Here is a 16,536-nt window from a genome sequence, read left to right as displayed (position 1 = left end):
CACTTCACCGCCGTCAGCCGCTGCGCAGCGTTGCCGATGGGCGACGGTGGGCTCCCCCCGGCCGGCGGTGCTAGGCTTCCCCTGCCGGGTCCCGATGCGTCCCGATTCGCTGGAGATCGCCATGCCCCGTCTCGCCCGCTTCACTCGATTCACCCGCCTCGGCTGCCTGCTCGCCCTGCTGCTGCCCCTGCCCGCCCTGGCCCAGGCGCCGGACGGCGAATGGCAGGGCTATGAGGCCGCCCTGAATGACGGCGCCCGCCACGCCAACACCTGGCAGGTGGGCTGGACGACGATCTACGCCGGCAGCCTGGCGCTCAACGCCTGGCAGGCCAGCGAGGCGAGCGACCGCGACGACCGCTTTGATGCCCGCGTCGGCGTGGTGAAGTCGGCCCTGGCGCTGGGCGGCATGTTCCTCGATCGCCAGCCTCACCCCGCCGCCGCCCGGGAGCTTGCGGCAGGCGAGCCGGGCGATATCGAGGGCGCTCGAGCGCTGCTGGAGTCCGTCGCCGCCGAGGAGCAGCGGCGCCGCAGCTGGGAGGCACGCCTGGGGTCGCTTGCCGTCAACACCGCGGCGGGGCTCCTGATCGCCGTGGGCGACGGCCGCGAGCGCGACGGCGCCATCAACTTCGCCACCGGCATGCTGATCAACGAGCTGCAGCTGCAGACCCAGCCGCGCCAGGCCACGGCGGCGGTGAACCGCTTCCAGCCGGCCCGGGTGAGCCTCGGCGACCTGCATCTCGAGGGCGAGTACGCCCTGCTGGTGGGGCCGAACCAACTGGGCGTGGCGCTGCGCTACTGACGCCTGCCACGCCCCTCGCCGGCGTATTCCCGTGACGGTGGCCAGGATCGCTATTGTTATGTTATAACCTCCGCCATTCCGACGGAGGTTTCCCCATGGCACACCGTGCACACCGGCACCGCCCGGAAGGGCCCTGCCACTTCTCGCTGATGTCGCTCTCCGCCACCCGCCGGCTGCTGCTGGCGGCGGCACTGCCCCTGGCCGGCCTGTGGCTGGCGGTCTCCTGGGCTGCCGGGTGGTGGTCCTGATGTCGCGCCTGCAGCTCGAGGACCTGCAGCTCGCCCGGGGCGGACGCACCGTGCTGGAGCACCTGGACGGCCGCTTCCAGGATGGCGCCATCACCGCCCTGATCGGCGCCAACGGCGCCGGCAAGAGCACCCTGATCAGCGCCATCATGGGCATGCTGCGCCCGGTGGCCGGCCGCGTGGCCTGCCAGGTGCCCAAGGAGCGCTGCGCCTGGCTGCCCCAGCAGCTGGCCCTGGACCTCACCTTCCCGATGAGCGTGGAAGAGCTGATCATGACCGGCACTTGGCCCAGCCACGGCGCACTGAAGGGCTACTGTGCGGCCCACTACCGCCGCGGCCGCGAGATCATGGCCCGCCTGGGCATCTCCCACCTGGCCCACCGCCAGCTCGGCGAGCTCTCCGGCGGCCAGCGCCAGCGCGCCCTGCTCGGCCGCACCCTGATGCAGGAGGCCGAGCTGCTGCTGCTCGACGAGCCCTTCGCCAACGTCGACATCGAGACCGTCGACGTGCTGATGGAGGTGCTGCGCGACATGGCCCGGGAGGGCGCCACCATCATCGTGGTGCTCCACGACATGGAGCAGCTCTCGCGCCTGGCCGACGACGTGCTGCTGCTGGCCGGTGGCCACGGCCGCTGGGCCAGCCCCGAATCACTGCTCGAACGCTATGCCGGCCAGCCGCCCCGCGCGCCGCGCCTGCCCCTCACCTTCCCGGATACCCTGCATGCTGGAACTGCTTGACGCCTGGCTGCTCGCCCCCTTCGACTACGGCTTCATGAGGCGCGCCCTGGTGGCGGGCCTGGCCCTGTCGCTGGCCGCCCCGCCGCTGGGGGTCTTCCTGATGCTGCGCGGCATGAGCCTGATCGGCGATGCCATGGCCCACGCCATCCTGCCCGGCGTGGCGCTGGGCTTCCTGTTCGCCGGCTTCTCGCTACCTATCATGAGCCTGGGCGGCGTGCTCTCGGGCCTGCTGGTGGCGGTGCTGGCCGGCAGCGTCTCCCAGATGACCGGCCACCGCGAGGACTCCGCCATGGCCAGCTTCTTCCTGATCTCCCTGGCCGCCGGGGTGATGCTGGTATCGCTGGGCGGCAGCAGCGTGGACCTCACCCACGTGCTATTCGGCTCGATCCTGGCCGTGAACACCACCGCCCTGGTGCTGATCGCCGCCATCAGCAGCCTGATCGTGGTGACCCTGGCGGTGATCTTCCGCGCCCTGGTGGTGGAGTGCCTGGACCCGCTCTTCCTGCGCGGCCAGGGGCTGCACAGCGGGCTGATCCAGGGCGTCTTCCTGGGCCTGGTGGTGCTCAACCTCACCGCCGGCTTCCAGACCCTGGGCACCCTGATGGCGGTGGGCCTGATGATGCTGCCGGCCACCACGGCGCGCTTCTGGAGCAAGCGTCTGGAGGGGCTGATCGGCATCGCCGTGGCCATCGCCCTGGTCGCCAGCACCGGCGGGCTGCTGCTCTCCTACCACCTGAGCCTACCGTCCGGCCCCGCGATCATCCTGCTGGCCGGCGCGGCCTACCTGCTCTCGGCGCTGCTGGGCCGCCACCACAGCCTGCGCGAGCGCCTGCAGCGCCGCGCCTCGCCCCTGGGCGCCCCCGAATCCCACTGACCCCAACGACACGACACTCGAGGAACCCTGCCCCATGCGCATCGTGAACGCCTCCGCCGCCCTGCTCGGCGTCTCCGCCCTGCTGGCCCTGCCCGCCGCCTTCGCCGCCGAACGCGTGCAGGTGGTCACCAGCTTCAGCATCCTCGCCGACATGATCGAGAACGTCGGCGGCGAGCACGTCGAGGTGACCTCCCTGGTCGGCCCCGACAGCGACGCCCACGTCTACTCGCCGCGCCCCACCGACGCCCGGTCCCTGGCCGAGGCCGACCTGGTGGTCTTCAACGGCCTGCAGTTCGAGGGCTGGATGGAGCGCCTGATCGACGCCAGCGACTACGCCGGCCCCCTGGTGACCACCACCGAGGGCATCCGCAAGCTGGCGTATCACGGCCACGACCATGGCCATGCCCACGGGCATGACGATCACGGCCACGACGACCACAGCCACGACGACCACGGCCACGACGACCACGGGCATGACGATCACGGCCACGACGACCACGGCCATGACGACCACGGCCACGACGACCACGGGCATGACGACCACGGCCACGACGACCACGGCCACGACGACCACGGTCACGACGACCACGACGGCCATGATGACCATGACCATGGCGACCAGGACCCCCACGGCTGGCAGGACCTGGCCATGGGCAAGATCTACGTGGCCAATATCCGCGACGGCCTGATCGAGGCTGACCCGGACAACGCGGCCGCCTATCGCGAGAACGCGGAACGCTACATTGCCGAGATCCAGGCCATGGACGAGGAGATGCGTCGCCTGCTCGGCGAGATTCCCGCCTCCACCAGCGTGATCACCGGCCACGACTCCTTCGGCTACTTCGCCAACGCCTACGGCCTGCGCTTCCTCTCGCCGGTGGGTCTCTCCACCGAGGCGGAGCCGAGCGCGGCCAACATGGCGCGGCTGATCGACGTGATCCGCGAGCAGAACGTCCAGGCGCTGTTCCACGAGAACATGACCAGCCCGGCGATCATCAACCAGCTCGCCGAGGAGACCGGCCTGGCCATCGCCGGCACCCTCTACGCCGACGCCCTGGCCGCGGAAGGCGAGGCCAGCACCTACCTGGGCATGATGCGCCACAACGCCCAGACCCTGCATGACGCCCTGGCCCAGCCCGGCCATGACGACCATGGCCACGATGGCCACGAGGACCACGACCACGACCACGACGATCATGGCCACGGCCATCGCCACTGAGCGAACGGCTCGGCAGTGATGCACAGGGGCGCCTTCGGGCGCCCCTTGACGTTTACGGCACCCCTTCTCCCGCCTGGCCGGTTATGTCGGCATCCGGCCCCTTTCGTTTGCCTGCTTGATAAAAGCGCCCGCCAGATTGGCACGAAATGCAAAAACTCTGGCTCGATAGGTCAATTCCGGCCCGGCCTTTGCCCCTACCATGGGTGTCGGGCGCCGGCCTCGGCGCACCGGAAGAGACGCACAACAACAACGCGACCACGCAAAGGCCTCTCCATGATCAAGACCCGTCAGTTCGCCCTGGGCACCCTCGCCGCCTCCGTCCTGCTCGCCTCCCAGGCGGGTGCCACCGAGATCACCGACAACGAGATCCGCATCGGCTACCTGGCCGACATGTCCGGCGTCTACCGCGACCCCATCGGCCCGCTGGGTCTCGATGCCATCCAGATGGCCATCGAGGACGTCGGCGGCAGCGTGGCCGGCGCCGACATCGTGGTGTTCAGCGCCGACGACCGCAACAGCGCCGACGTGGGCTCCAGCGTCGTGCGCGAGTGGATCGACGAGCGCAACGTCGACATGGTCACCGGCCTGGTGGCCTCATCGGTCACCCTGGCCGCCGTGCGCCTGCTGGAGGAGGAGAACCGCCTGGGGCTGGTCAACGGCGCCGTCTCCTCCGGGGTGACCAACGAGAGCTGCTCGCCCAACCATATCCACTGGGTCTACGACACCTGGGCGATGTCCAACGGCACCGCCCGCGCCATCACCCAGGAGGGCAACCCCAACTGGTACCTGCTCAGCGCCGACTACTCCTTCGGCCACGCCCTGGAGAGCGACGTGGAGCGGGTGGTCCTCGAGAACGGCGGCAACATCGTGGGCAAGGCGCGCCACCCCTTCCCGAGCACCGACTTCTCCTCCTTCATGCTCCAGGCCCAGGCCTCGGGCGCCGACGTCATCGCCCTCAACAACGCCGGTGGTGACACCATCAACGCCATTGCCACCGCCAGCGAGTTCGGCATCACCCAGGCGGGCCAGATCCTGGCCGGCATGGTGCTGTTCAGCACCGATATCCGCAGCATCGGCCTCGAGGATGCCCAGGGCCTGCAGTTCACCAAGGCCTGGTTCTACGACCGCGACGAGGAGTCCCGCGCCTGGGCCGAGCGCTTCCGCGAGCGCACCGGCAGCATGCCGACCATGGTCCACGCCGGCCTCTACTCCAGCACCCTGCACTATCTGCAGGCAGTCGACGCCATCGGCACCGACGAGGCCCAGGCGGTACGCGAGCAGATGGCCGCCACGCCGATCAACGACATCTTCGCCACCGGCGGCTACATCCGCGAGGACGGCCGCATGGTGCACGACATGTACCTGGTGGAGGTGAAGTCGCCGGAGGAGGCGGTCGACGAGGACGACCTCTTCCGGCTGGTGCGCACTATCCCCGCCGAGGAGGCCTTCCGCCCGCTGTCCGACAGCCAGTGCCACCTGGTCAACAACGGCGCCTGAGGGGGGAACGACATGAGCCTCAACCCGAAGATCCAGCAGAACACCATCGGCGCCGCCCTCAACCGCAGCGCCCGCAAGCACGCCGACCGGCTGGCCCTGGCCTTCCACGACCGCGAGTGGCGCTATGCCGACCTGAACCGGGCCGTGAACCGGGTGGCCAACGCCCTGCTCGGCGCCGGCCTCGCCCCCGGCGACCGCCTGGCGGTCTACGGCAAGAACTCCGATGCCTACGTGATCGCCTGGCTGGCAGCGACCCGCGCCGGCCTGGTGCACGTGCCGGTGAACTACGCCCTCACCGCCGACGAGCTCGGCTACATCCTCGAGCAGTCCGGCGCCGCCGGCCTGCTCAGCGACCTGAGCTTGGCCGAGAACGTCGCCGCCGCCACGGAGGGTATGACGCTGCCTCTCACCGGCACCCTGCATGCCGGGGGCGATAGCGGCTTCGATGTGCTGGCCACGGCCACCGGCGAGGGCAGCGCCGCCGAGCCGGAGGTAGCCGTGGAGGGCGCAAGCCTTGCCCAGCTGCTCTACACCTCCGGCACCACCGCCGCCCCCAAGGCGGCGATGATGACCCACCAGGCGCTGCTCGCCGAGTACCTGGCCTGCATGGTGGAGCTGGACCTCAGAGGCGACGAGCCGATGCTGGCCGCCCTGCCGCTCTACCACTCCGCCCAGATGCACGTCTTCCTGATGCCGGCGCTGCTGCTGGGGGCGCCGGTGCACCTGCGCGAGGCGCCGCTGCCGGACGACTGCCTGGCCCAGATCAGCCGCCAGGGCATCGCCTCCTTCTTCGCCCCGCCCACGGTGTGGATCAGCCTGCTGCGCCACCCCGACTTCGCACGCTCCGACCTGAGCCGCCTGAAGAAGGCCTACTACGGCGCCTCCATCATGCCGGTGCCGGTGCTGGAGGAGCTGCGCCAGCGCATCCCCGGCGTGGGGCTCTACAACTGCTACGGCCAGAGCGAGATCGCCCCCCTGGCCACGGTGCTGCGCCCGGAGGAGCACGACGCGCGGCCAGCCTCGGCGGGCCGCCCGATCCTCACCGTGGAGACCCGCATCGTCGACGCCGAGATGAACGACGTCGCCCCCGGGGAGCACGGCGAGATCGTCCACCGCTCGCCCCAGCTGCTCACCGGCTACTGGGACAAGCCGGAGATGACCGAGGAGGCCTTCCTCGGCGGTTGGTTCCACTCCGGCGACGTGGGCTACTTCGACGAGGCGGGCTACCTCTACATCGTCGATCGCATCAAGGACGTCATCAATACCGGCGGCGTGGTGGTGGCCAGCCGCGAGGTGGAGGAGGGGCTCTTCCAGCACCCCGCCGTCTCCGAGGTGGCAGTAATTGGCCTGCCCGACGAGAAGTGGATCGAGGCGATCACCGCCGTGGTGGTGCTCAAGGAGGGCGAGGAGGTGAGCGAGGAGGCGCTGATCGCCCATGCGAAGGGCGTCATGGCGCCCTACAAGGTGCCCAAGCGGGTGCTCTTCGCCGACGCCCTGCCCAAGAGCACCGCCGGCAAGATTCTCAAGCGACACCTGCGCAAGGAGCTGAACGCGTGACCGAGGCCATCCCCCAGGACGAGCTGACCCCGCTCTTCCACGACATGATCTGCCGCTTCCTGGAGCAGGAGGTGGCGCCCCACTACGAGGCCTGGGAGGCGGCCGGCGAGCTGCCCCGCGAGCTCTGGAGGCAGATGGGCGAGGTGGGGCTGCTGGGCATCGACATGCCGGAGCCCCTGGGCGGCGCCGGGGTCGACTTCACCATCACCCAGCTGGTCATCGAGGAGATCTCCCGGCAGGGCTTCGGCGGCCTGGCCAGCGCCTACAACATCCACGCCAATATCGTGATGCCCTACCTGCTGCATATCGCCACCCCGGCCCAGCAGCAGCGCTGGCTGCCGGCCATGGCCCGCGGCGAGGTAATCGGCGCCATCGCCATGACCGAGCCCGGCGCCGGCAGCGACCTGGCCGCCATGAAGACCCGCGCCCAGCGCACCGAGGGCGGCTGGCGACTGGACGGCAGCAAGCTCTTCATCACCAACGGCCAGGTGGCCGACCTGGTGATCGTCTGCGCCAAGAGCGACCCGGAGGCGGGCGCCAGGGGGGTCTCGCTCTTTCTCGTCGACACCACCCTGCCCGGCTTCTCCCGGGGCCAGCCGATCAAGAAGATCGGCCAGCACGCCAGCGATACCGCCGAGCTCTTCTTCGACGGCATGGAGCTCCCCGCCGACGCCCTGCTCGGCGAGGAGGGCCAGGGCTTTGCCTACCTGATGCAGGAGCTGCCCCGGGAGCGGCTCGGCGTCGGCGCCCAGGCCCTGGGCGCCATGGAGGGGGCCCTGGCGCTGACCCTCGCGTATGTCCAGGAGCGCCGCGCCTTCGGCCAGCGGGTGGGCGACTTCCAGAACACCCGCTTCACCCTGGCCGAGGTGCAGGCCGACATCGAGCTCGGCCGCGCCTACCTCGAGAAGTGCATGGCGCAGTATCGCCAGGGCGCCATGGGCCCCACCGAGGCCGCCATTCTCAAGCTGCGCCTCACCGAGATGCAGTGCGCCACCGCCGACACCTGCCTGCAGCTCTTCGGCGGCTACGGCTACACCCGCGAGTACCCCATCTCGCGCTTCTATCTGGATGCCCGGGTACAGACCATCTACGCCGGCACCTCGGAAATCATGAAGGAAGTCGTTGCCCGCTCGCTGCTGGGCAAGGCCTGAACCGGGAGAGACCCCATGCAACTGGATTCCGTTGTCATTCTGGGCGGTGCCCGCACCGCCATCGGCGGCTTCGGCGGCAGCCTGGCCGGCCTCGCCCCCCACGAGCTCGGCACCGTCACCGCCCGGGAGGCGCTGGCACGCTCGGGCGTCGAGGCGGCGGCCATCGACCACGCCGTCTACGGCCATATCATCACCACCGGCCCCGAGGACGCCTACCTGGCGCGCCATATCGCCAGAGAGGCCGGCGTACCCGACGAGGCCGGCGCCTTCAACGTCAATCGCCTGTGCGGCTCCGGGGTGCAGGCGCTGCTCTCCGCCGCCCAGCAGATCACCCTGGGCGACAGCCGCCTGGCACTGGCCGGCGGCGCCGAGTCCATGAGCCGCGGCGCCTACCTGCTGCCGCCCCAGACGCGCAGCGGCCTGCGCATGGGGCACGCAGCGGTCACCGACCTGACCCTCGGGATTCTCAGCGACCCCTTCGGCAGCGGCCACATGGGCTGCACCGCCGAGAACATCGCCAGCCGCCACGGCCTGACCCGCGAGGCGGTGGACCGCTTCGCCCTGGAGAGCCACCGGAAGGCGGCAAGGGCCATCGCCGAGGGCCGCTTCGAGGAGCAGATCGTGCCGGTCACCGTGCGCGACGGGAAGGCGGAGCGCGTCTTCGCCCAGGACGAGCACGTGCGCGACGGCGTCACCCTGGAGGACCTGGGCCGACTCCGACCCGCCTTTCAGAAGGAGGGCATCGTCACCGCCGGTAACGCCTCGGGCCTCAATGACGGCGCGGCCAGCCTGGTGCTGGCCCACGCCGACGAAGCCGAGCGGCGCGGCCTCTCGCCCCGCGCACGCTTCCTGGTAGGCACCACCGCCGGGGTCGAGCCCCGTCTGATGGGGCTCGGCCCGATTCCCGCCGTGCGCCGCTGCCTGGAGCAGGCCAAGCTCACCATGGCCGATATCGACGTCATCGAGTCCAATGAGGCCTTCGCCGCCCAGGCCATGGCGGTGGCCGACGAGCTGGGCTTCCCGGCCGAGAAGCTCAACCCCAACGGCGGCGCCGTGGGGCTGGGCCATCCGGTCGGCGCCACCGGTGCCATCCTGACCATCAAGGCGCTGGCGGAGCTGGAGCGCACCGGCGGCCGCTACGGCCTGATCACCCTCTGCATCGGCGGCGGCCAGGGCATCGCCCTGCTGATCGAGCGCCTGTGACAAGACGCCAGGAGAGAGCACCATGACCACCGTCCACCCGAAGATCCTGCCGCCCACGCCCTCGGCCACCAACCCGCCGCTGCTGATCGGCGAGCTGCTGGAGAGCGGCGTGCGCATGGCCGGCGACAATCCCATCGTCTACCGCGACCTGAGCCGCCACAGCTACCGCCGCTTCCGCGAGCGGGTGCACCAGCTCGCCCACCTGCTCACCGCCCGGGGCGTGCGCGCCGGCGATGTGGTGGCGGTGCTCGACTGGGACAGCCACCGCTACCTGGAGGCCTTCTTCGCCGTGCCCATGCTGGGGGCCATCCTGCACACCGTGAACGTGCGCCTCTCCCCGGAGCAGATCCACTACACCATGGAGCACGCCGAGGACGCCTTCGTGCTGGTCCACCAGGACTTCGTGCCGCTGCTCGCCTCGCTGCATGAGCGGCTGCCGCGCATCCACGGCTACCTGCTGTGCCAGGACGAGCCCGGCGAGGTCGACACTCCCCTGCCGCTGGTGGGCGAGTACGAGGCGCTGCTGGCCGAACAGCCCGGCCACTACGACTTCCCCACCTTCGACGAGAACGCGGTGGCCACGCTCTTCTACACCACCGGCACCACCGGCAACCCCAAGGGGGTCTTCTTCACCCATCGCCAGCTGGTGCTGCACACCCTGGGCGAGGCCAGCACCTTCCAGGCGCCGGGGTTCGAGCTGCTCAACCGCGACAAGGTCTACATGCCGATCACGCCGATGTTCCACGTGCATGCCTGGGGCGTGCCCTACACCGCCACCCTGCTCGGCGCCACCCAGGTCTACCCGGGGCGCTACGAGCCGGAGATGCTGGTCAAGCTGCTGGTCAGCGAGAAGGTGGACTTCTCCCACTGCGTGCCCACCCTGCTCGGCATGGTGGTGGGCGCCGAGGCGATCGCCTCGGGTCGGGTCGACCTCTCCGGCTGGAAGGTGCTGGTGGGCGGCAGCCCGCTGACCGAGGCGCTGTCGCGCAGGGCCTGGGAGCTCGGCATCGATACCCGCAGCGCCTACGGCATGTCCGAGACCTGCCCGCTGCTCACCGCCGATATCCTGCCCCGGGACATCGTCGAGGCGGACTTCGAGACCCAACTGCCGTGGCGCTGCAAGGCGGGCGTGGCGGTGCCGCTGGTGCACCTGCAGGTGGTGGATGAGAGCGGCACCCCGCTGCCCCAGGACGGCGAGAGCGTCGGCGAGGTGCGGGTCCGCGCCCCCTGGCTCACCCAGGCCTACTACAAGGAGACCACCCGCAGCGAGGAGCTGTGGCGCGACGGCTGGCTGCATACCGGCGACGTGGCCACCCTGGACGAGCGCGGCTTCCTGCAGATCCGCGACCGCATCAAGGACGTGATCAAGACCGGCGGCGAGTGGGTCTCCTCCCTGGAGCTGGAGAACCTGATCGCCCAGTGCCCCGGCGTGGCCGAGGTGGCGGTGATCGGCGTGCCCGACGAGCAGTGGGGCGAGCGCCCCGCCGCCCTGGTGGTGCCCACGGACCTCAATGCGCCGCCGACAAGCGACGAGATCCTGGCCTTCCTCAAGCGCTTCGTCAGCGAGGGGCAGATCAACCGCTGGGCGCTCCCCTCCACCGTTCGCTGCGTCGACGAGATCCCCAAGACCAGCGTCGGCAAGCTCGACAAGAAACGCATCCGCCAGGAGGCGTGAGGGCGCAGGCCCGGGCGCTAGCGGGGCGTGGCCAGCGCCCGCCGATAGGCGGCGGGCGTATCGCCGGTCCAGGCGCGGAAGGCGCGGCTGAAGCAGGCCAGGTCCTGGAAGCCGAGGGACTCGGCGATGCCCGGCAGCGGCTGGTCGCTGCGGGTCAGGGCCTGGACGGCGAAGTCGCGCCGGCACTCGTCCTTGACCGCCTGGAAGCGGGTGCCCTCCGCCGCCAGGCGGCGCGACAGGCTGCGGACCGACATGTGCAGCGCCTCGGCGACCTCCGCCACGCTGGCCGAGTAGGCGTGCTGGCGGCTCAGGTGCTCGCGCACCCGATGGGAGAGCAGCCGCTCCTCGAAGGAGACGTAGAACCAGTCCGCCGGGGCCCGCTGCAGGAAGGCCCCCAGGTGTCGCTTGGTCTGGCGGATCGGCTCATCGAGAATCGCCCGGTCGAAGTAGATCGCGGTCTGCGGCCGATCGAAGGCCAGCTGCCCGGGATAGAAGTAGCGGTAATCGGCGCTGTGCTCCGGCTGGGGATAGGCGCACTCCATCATGATCGGCGGGATCTTGCGGGCGATCATCCACGACGCGATGCCGTGCAGCAGCTTGAGCATCAGCTCATGGACCAGGATGCGGTTGCCGGCGGGGGGCCGGCTCTCCACCAGGCCGATACGCACCAGGGTGTCGCCGTGGCTGACCGCGTAGCCGAAGTCGTCCAGCAGGATGCGGAAGAAGAGCTGGTAGCGATGCAGCGCCACCTTGAGGGTCGGCGCCTCCAGCAGGCTCAGGCAGAGCAGCTTGAGGGTGCCGCCACGCAGGGGGCGGGCGAAGAAGCCCGGCGTCTCGTCGTCGCACTCGTTGACCAGCAGGCGATAGAGGGTGGCGAACTGGTCGACGGTGACACGCCCGTGGGGTGACTCCAGCAGCCGCGGCGAGATGCCGGCACGGCGCAGCAGGGCGGCACGCTCGGCCGCGAGCGCCGGGACGCCCAGGAACAGCTCGCTGACAAAGTGTCTCGAGACGGTAACCGTCACGCCCTCTCCTCCCCCGGCCATGGGGCCGCCCATCCAGGTGTCCGGTTATACCCGATCGCCGCGCGGGCTTCATTGCTCCGTGAGTCGTCTGTGGCGGCGGGGCGTTCTGTGCCACCATGCCGGAGGGAACGCCACCGGGAACTCGCCATGCTGGAATTTCGCCAGGTCTACCGCGCCTACGCCACGCCCCAGGGGCCGCTCGAGGTGCTCGCCGGGGTCGACCTGACGCTGGCCCCCGGCGAGAGCCTGGCGCTGATGGGCGAGTCGGGCAGCGGCAAGTCGACCCTGCTGCACCTGGCTGCGGGGCTCGACCTGCCCGATGCCGGCGATGTTCGCCTGGGCGGCCGGATGATCTCGTCGCTCAGCGAGCCCGAGCGGGCCCGGCTGCGCCGCGAGGCAGTGGGCCTGGTGTTCCAGCAGTTCCACCTGGTGCCGAGCCTCTCGGTGCACGACAACCTGCGCCTGCAGGCGCGGCTGGCCGGCGTGGAGGACCCGGACTGGTCGGCGGAGCTGATCCGTCGCCTGGGCCTTTCGGGCCTGGAGCGGCGCTACCCCGAGCAGCTCTCCGGCGGCCAGCAGCAGCGCCTGGCCATCGGCCGCGCCCTGGCCCCGCGGCCCGCGCTGCTGCTGGCCGACGAGCCCACCGGCAACCTCGACGAGGCCAGCGCCGGCGAGGTGCTCGAGCTGCTGCTGGGCCTGGTGCGCCAGGCCGGCTGCACCCTGCTGATGGTGACCCACAGCCCCCAGGTGGCCGCCCCCCTGGACCGCTGCCTGGTGCTCTCCCGGGGCCGGCTCGCCCCCCGCGAGGCCGCCGAGGCAGACGCCTGATGGCCGTGGTGCTGGTCACCCTGCTCTCGCACTATAGGCGCCACCCCGGCCAGCTGGTGATGCTGCTGCTGGGCCTGTGGGTGGCCAGCGCCCTATGGAGCGGCGTCCAGGCGATCAACGCCTCGGCCCGGGACAGCTACGCCCGGGCCGAGGCGCTCTTCTCCACCGGCCTGGACCGCCTGGAGCGCCGCGACGGCGAAGCGCTGACCCGGGAGGACTACCTGGCCCTGCGGCTGGCGGGGCTGCCGGTCTCGCCGCTGCTGGAGGGCACCCTGGCGGCGCCGGACGGCACCCGCCTGACGGTGATCGGTATCGACCCGCTCACCCTGCCCGGCGACAGCGAGTTCGCCACCGCCGGCAGCCATTCCGCTTCACACCCGGGCGAGCTCACCGGTTTCCTCTCGCCTCCCTGGCAGACCCGGCTGGCGCCGGATCTCCTGGTCGCCTTCGGTCTGGCCCGGGCCGATGCCGAGGGCGCCACCCCGCGGCTGGCCGACGGCCGCCCGCTGCCGCCGCTGACCCTGGCCCCCTCGCTGCCGCCGGATACCCTGGTGATGGATATCGCCGCCGCCGCGGCCCTGCTGGAGAGCGGCGCGCGGATCACCCGGCTGGTGGCCGCACCGGGGGCGCTCGGCGAGGCGCCGCCGGGGCTGGCCCTGACCCGGGCCGATGTGCTGGTCTCGCCGGGCCAGCTCACCGAGAGCTTCCACCTCAACCTCACCGCCCTGGCCCTGCTGGCGCTGGTGGTGGGGCTCTTCATCGTCCAGGCGGCGCTGGGCCTGGCCCTGGAGCAGCGCCTGGGGATGCTGCGCACCCTGCGCGCCCTGGGGGTCTCCAGCCGCGCCCTGGTGGCGGCGCTGGCGCTGGAGCTTGTGCTGCTGGGCCTGATCGGCGCCCTGGCCGGCATCGCCGGCGGGGTGTGGCTGGCCCGGGCGCTGCTGCCCGACGTGGCCGCCACCCTGGGCAGCCTCTACGGCGCCGGCGTGGGCGCCGAGCTGCGCCTGCCCTGGCACTACTGGGTCGGCGGCGTGGCGGTCACCCTGGGCGGCCTGCTGCTGGCCGGCAGCGGGGTGCTGTGGCGGGCGGCGCGGCTCAGCGTGCTGGGGCTGGGGCAGGCCCAGGCCTGGCGCTCGGGGTTCCGCCGCCAGCTGGCGCTGATGGGCGCCGCAGGCGCGGTGGCGGCCCTCGTCGGCCTGGCGCTGGCGGCCTGGCTCTGGCGCCTGCCCCCGGGCGAGGGGCTGGTGGCCGGCTTCGGCCTGGTGGGCGCCCTGCTACTGGCCTGCGCCCTGTGGCTGCCCCCGCTGCTGGGCGCCGCCCTGGCCGGCCTCACCCACCTGGCGAGACGTCGCCCCCTGGCCCAGTGGGCCCTGGCCGACCTGCAGCTGCAGCTGCCGCGGCTGTCGCTTGCCATGATGGCGCTGCTGGTCGCGCTCTCCGCCAACCTGGGGGTGAGCAGCATGGTGGGGGGCTTTCGCCTCACCTTCCTGGAGTGGCTGGACCAGCGCCTGGTGGCCGACCTCTACCTGCGCCCACCGGCGGAGCAGTTCGCGGCGATCGACGCCTGGCTGGCCGAACGCCCGGAGGTGGCCGAGCGCCTGGCCACCCGGCGCAGCGAGTCGCGCCTGCTGGCCATCGAGCCCGGCAACGAGGCCTCGCGCCCGGCCCGGGAGCGCCACCTGCCGGTGGGGCTCTACGCCATCACCCCCGGCGAGACCCTGACCCCGAGCTGGCCGCTGGTCGCCACCCAGGACGGCCGCGAGGCGGCCTGGGGGGCATTTCGCGACGGCGCGGCCTTCGTCAACGAGCAGCTGGCGGTGGCCGAGGGCATCGCCCCGGGGGACCGGCTGCGCCTGGAGGCCCCGGGCGGCGAGACCCGGCTCGAGGTGGCGGCGATCTACCCGGACTACGGCAACCCCCGCGGCGAGGTGCTGCTGGCGGTTCCCCACCTGGCCGAGCGCTTCGGCGCACCGCCGGGCTCGCTGGGCATCGTGCTCGGCGATGGCGCCGACGGCGCGGCCCTGGCCGAGGCGCTGGCCGGGGAGTTCGGCCTGGGCCGCGACGGCATTCAGGACCAGCGCGAGGTGAAGCGCATCGCCACCGGCATCTTCGAGCGCACCTTCACCATCACCCGGGCGCTCAACGCCCTGACCCTGGGGGTGGCGGCCCTGGCGCTGCTGGCCAGCCTGCTCGCCCAGGCTGCGGAGCGCCGCCGCCGGCTGGCACCGCTGTGGGCCCTGGGCGTGCCCCGGGCCGAGCTCGCCCGGGTCCAGCTCGCCCAGTTGGGCGGCGCGGCGCTGACCACCGGTCTCATGGCGATTCCGCTGGGCATCGCCATCGCCTGGGGGCTGGTGGCGGTGATCAACGTGGCGGCCTTCGGCTGGCGCCTGCCGCTGCACCTCTTTCCCGGCGAGATCCTGCTGACCCTGGCCACCGCGGTGGGGGTGGCGCTCCTCGCCGCGGTCCTGCCGGTGCTGCGCCTGTGGCGAACGCCGCCGCGCGACCTGCTGGCCGAGGAGGAGGCCTGATGCCCCATTTCCTGCGCCCGCGCCTCGCCGCCCTGCTGCTGGTCCCCACGCTAGCCCTGGCCGGCTGCAAGGAGCCACCCCCCGAACCCCGCAGCGCGGGATTCGCGGGCCTGGGCGAGAGCGCGGAGGGCTATACCCAGGCACGCCCGGGCACGCCGCTGCGCTTCCCCGAGGATCACGGCGCCCACCCGGATTACCGCATCGAGTGGTGGTACCTCACCGCCAACCTCGAGGACGAGGCCGGCGACCCCCTGGGGGTGCAGTGGACCCTGTTCCGCCAGGCGCTCTCCCCTCCTGAGGAGGCACCGCCGGAGGCGCGCCCGGCGCCGGACGACTGGGTGGCCGACCAGCTGTGGATGGCGCACCTGGCGGTCTCCCGGGGCGAGCGGCACGCCGTGGCCGAGCGCTTCGCCCGCAGCCACTCCGCCGACCCGAGCGAGGGCCGCGCCGGCCAGGCCGGCGCCGTGGCCCAGCCCTTCCGCGCCTGGCTCGACGACTGGACGCTGGCCACCCGGGTGGAGGACCCGGACGCCGATACCTTCGAGCACCTCACCCTGACCGCCTTCGACGGCGAGGGGCAGGAACGCGTCGGCTACCGCCTCGAGCTCACCGCCGAGGGTCCGCTGGTGCTGCACGGCGACGCCGGCTTCAGCCAGAAGTCCGCCGACGGCCAGGGCTCGATGTACGTCAGCCAGCCCTTCTGGCGCGTGGAAGGCGAGGTGGTGCTGGAAGGAGAGACCCATGCGGTGAGCGGCCAGGGCTGGCTCGACCGGGAGTGGAGCAGCCAGCTGCTGGGCCCCGAGCAGGCGGGCTGGGACTGGTTCTCGCTGCACCTGGAGGACGGCCACCGGCTGATGGCCTTCCAGCTGCGCGGCGGCGGCGAGGCCGGCGGCGACTACCGCTCCGGCACCTGGATCACCCCGGCAGGGGAGCCCCGGGCGCTGGCGCCGGACGAACTCGTCCTCACGCCGCTGGCCACCTCGTCGGTGGCCGGCCGCGAGGTACCCACCCGCTGGCGACTCGAGGTGCCCGCGGCGGGGCTCGACCTGATCGTCGAGGCGCCCCATGCCGAGCGCTGGATGGCCACCACGGTGCCCTACTGGGAGGGGGAGGTGGTCGCCCGCGACCATGCCACGGGGGCGCCTCTCGGCCTCGGCTACCTCGAGATGACGGGCTATTGAGATGACGGGCTATTGACAGG

Annotated in this window: 14 protein-coding genes; 13 read left to right on the top strand and 1 reads right to left on the bottom strand. The window is 71.7% G+C overall.

Translation table 11 applies throughout. From position 1 onward, the window contains the following. Positions 1–121 precede the first annotated feature (121 nt). The 10 genes from D1793_RS06000 (at position 122) to D1793_RS05960 (ending at position 10,957) form a co-directional block, all read left to right on the top strand. Positions 122–799 carry a hypothetical protein gene (locus tag D1793_RS06000; protein ID WP_162899925.1) on the top strand — a complete coding sequence of 226 codons (678 nt, stop codon included), beginning with the start codon at positions 122–124 and terminating at the stop codon, positions 797–799. Positions 800–894: 95 nt separating this feature from the next. After that, a complete protein-coding gene (locus tag D1793_RS19390) occupies positions 895–1,047 on the top strand; it encodes a hypothetical protein (protein WP_162899924.1) in 153 nt (50 codons plus the stop codon). Beyond that, complete coding sequence (locus D1793_RS05995; RefSeq protein ID WP_119021341.1) at positions 1,047–1,781, top strand: metal ABC transporter ATP-binding protein; 735 nt, start codon at positions 1,047–1,049, stop codon at positions 1,779–1,781. The genes D1793_RS19390 and D1793_RS05995 overlap by 1 nt, the downstream gene beginning before the upstream one ends. Beyond that, positions 1,765–2,655: a metal ABC transporter permease gene (locus D1793_RS05990; RefSeq protein ID WP_119021340.1), complete on the top strand. Its 891-nt coding sequence runs from the start codon at positions 1,765–1,767 to the stop codon at positions 2,653–2,655. Before D1793_RS05995 ends, D1793_RS05990 begins: the two co-directional genes overlap by 17 nt. Before the next feature lie 34 nt (positions 2,656–2,689). Further along, positions 2,690–3,874 carry a zinc ABC transporter substrate-binding protein gene (locus tag D1793_RS05985; protein ID WP_119021339.1) on the top strand — a complete coding sequence of 395 codons (1,185 nt, stop codon included), beginning with the start codon at positions 2,690–2,692 and terminating at the stop codon, positions 3,872–3,874. Between the two features lie 273 nt (positions 3,875–4,147). Next, positions 4,148–5,371 carry an ABC transporter substrate-binding protein gene (locus D1793_RS05980; protein ID WP_119021338.1) on the top strand — a complete coding sequence of 408 codons (1,224 nt, stop codon included), beginning with the start codon at positions 4,148–4,150 and terminating at the stop codon, positions 5,369–5,371. A gap of 12 nt (positions 5,372–5,383) precedes the next feature. Further along, positions 5,384–6,928, top strand: a complete 1,545-nt coding sequence (locus tag D1793_RS05975) for a fatty acyl-CoA synthetase (protein WP_119021337.1) — start codon at positions 5,384–5,386, stop codon at positions 6,926–6,928. Between the two features lie 44 nt (positions 6,929–6,972). Further along, positions 6,973–8,079: an acyl-CoA dehydrogenase family protein gene (locus tag D1793_RS05970; RefSeq protein ID WP_119023598.1), complete on the top strand. Its 1,107-nt coding sequence runs from the start codon at positions 6,973–6,975 to the stop codon at positions 8,077–8,079. Between the two features lie 15 nt (positions 8,080–8,094). Further along, entirely contained in the window at positions 8,095–9,282 is a 1,188-nt protein-coding gene (bktB, locus tag D1793_RS05965; RefSeq protein WP_119021336.1) for a beta-ketothiolase BktB, read from the top strand. A 22-nt stretch (positions 9,283–9,304) separates the two neighbouring features. Then, positions 9,305–10,957, top strand: a complete 1,653-nt coding sequence (locus D1793_RS05960; RefSeq protein ID WP_119021335.1) for a fatty acid--CoA ligase — start codon at positions 9,305–9,307, stop codon at positions 10,955–10,957. Between the two features lie 17 nt (positions 10,958–10,974). On the opposite strand, the gene D1793_RS05955 is transcribed toward D1793_RS05960, so the two are convergent. After that, complete coding sequence (locus D1793_RS05955; protein WP_119021334.1) at positions 10,975–11,982, bottom strand: AraC family transcriptional regulator; 1,008 nt, start codon at positions 11,980–11,982, stop codon at positions 10,975–10,977. A 147-nt stretch (positions 11,983–12,129) separates the two neighbouring features. Here D1793_RS05955 and D1793_RS05950 point away from each other — a divergent pair, with 147 nt between their 5' ends. The 3 genes from D1793_RS05950 to D1793_RS05940 are packed head-to-tail and all read left to right on the top strand — an operon-like array spanning position 12,130 to position 16,516. Next, a complete protein-coding gene (locus D1793_RS05950; RefSeq protein ID WP_119021333.1) occupies positions 12,130–12,810 on the top strand; it encodes an ABC transporter ATP-binding protein in 681 nt (226 codons plus the stop codon). Further along, positions 12,810–15,335, top strand: coding sequence for an ABC transporter permease (locus D1793_RS05945; RefSeq protein ID WP_119021332.1), 2,526 nt, complete (start codon positions 12,810–12,812; stop codon positions 15,333–15,335). Before D1793_RS05950 ends, D1793_RS05945 begins: the two co-directional genes overlap by 1 nt. Next, the gene (locus D1793_RS05940) at positions 15,335–16,516 is read left to right on the top strand and encodes a lipocalin-like domain-containing protein (protein WP_119021331.1); all 1,182 of its coding nucleotides are present in this window, start codon (positions 15,335–15,337) and stop codon (positions 16,514–16,516) included. The genes D1793_RS05945 and D1793_RS05940 overlap by 1 nt, the downstream gene beginning before the upstream one ends. Positions 16,517–16,536 lie beyond the last annotated feature (20 nt).

The organism is Halomonas sp. JS92-SW72, assembly GCF_003547075.1.
GTDB classification, from domain to species: Bacteria; Pseudomonadota; Gammaproteobacteria; order Pseudomonadales; family Halomonadaceae; genus Halomonas; species Halomonas alkalicola.
This window is presented reverse-complemented; position numbering and strand designations above follow the sequence as displayed.

Excerpts from the sequence above, each read along its gene's own strand:
- D1793_RS05960 (WP_119021335.1), top strand. The coding sequence starts at position 9,305 with ATGACCACCGTCCACCCGAAGATCCTGCCGCCCACGCCCTCGGCCACC.
- D1793_RS06000 (WP_162899925.1), top strand. The coding sequence starts at position 122 with ATGCCCCGTCTCGCCCGCTTCACTCGATTCACCCGCCTCGGCTGCCTG.
- D1793_RS05950 (WP_119021333.1), top strand. The coding sequence starts at position 12,130 with ATGCTGGAATTTCGCCAGGTCTACCGCGCCTACGCCACGCCCCAGGGG.
- D1793_RS19390 (WP_162899924.1), top strand. The coding sequence starts at position 895 with ATGGCACACCGTGCACACCGGCACCGCCCGGAAGGGCCCTGCCACTTC.
- D1793_RS05995 (WP_119021341.1), top strand. The coding sequence starts at position 1,047 with ATGTCGCGCCTGCAGCTCGAGGACCTGCAGCTCGCCCGGGGCGGACGC.
- D1793_RS05970 (WP_119023598.1), top strand. The coding sequence starts at position 6,973 with ATGATCTGCCGCTTCCTGGAGCAGGAGGTGGCGCCCCACTACGAGGCC.
- D1793_RS05985 (WP_119021339.1), top strand. The coding sequence starts at position 2,690 with ATGCGCATCGTGAACGCCTCCGCCGCCCTGCTCGGCGTCTCCGCCCTG.
- D1793_RS05980 (WP_119021338.1), top strand. The coding sequence starts at position 4,148 with ATGATCAAGACCCGTCAGTTCGCCCTGGGCACCCTCGCCGCCTCCGTC.
- D1793_RS05940 (WP_119021331.1), top strand. The coding sequence starts at position 15,335 with ATGCCCCATTTCCTGCGCCCGCGCCTCGCCGCCCTGCTGCTGGTCCCC.
- D1793_RS05990 (WP_119021340.1), top strand. The coding sequence starts at position 1,765 with ATGCTGGAACTGCTTGACGCCTGGCTGCTCGCCCCCTTCGACTACGGC.
- D1793_RS05975 (WP_119021337.1), top strand. The coding sequence starts at position 5,384 with ATGAGCCTCAACCCGAAGATCCAGCAGAACACCATCGGCGCCGCCCTC.
- D1793_RS05945 (WP_119021332.1), top strand. The coding sequence starts at position 12,810 with ATGGCCGTGGTGCTGGTCACCCTGCTCTCGCACTATAGGCGCCACCCC.
- bktB (WP_119021336.1), top strand. The coding sequence starts at position 8,095 with ATGCAACTGGATTCCGTTGTCATTCTGGGCGGTGCCCGCACCGCCATC.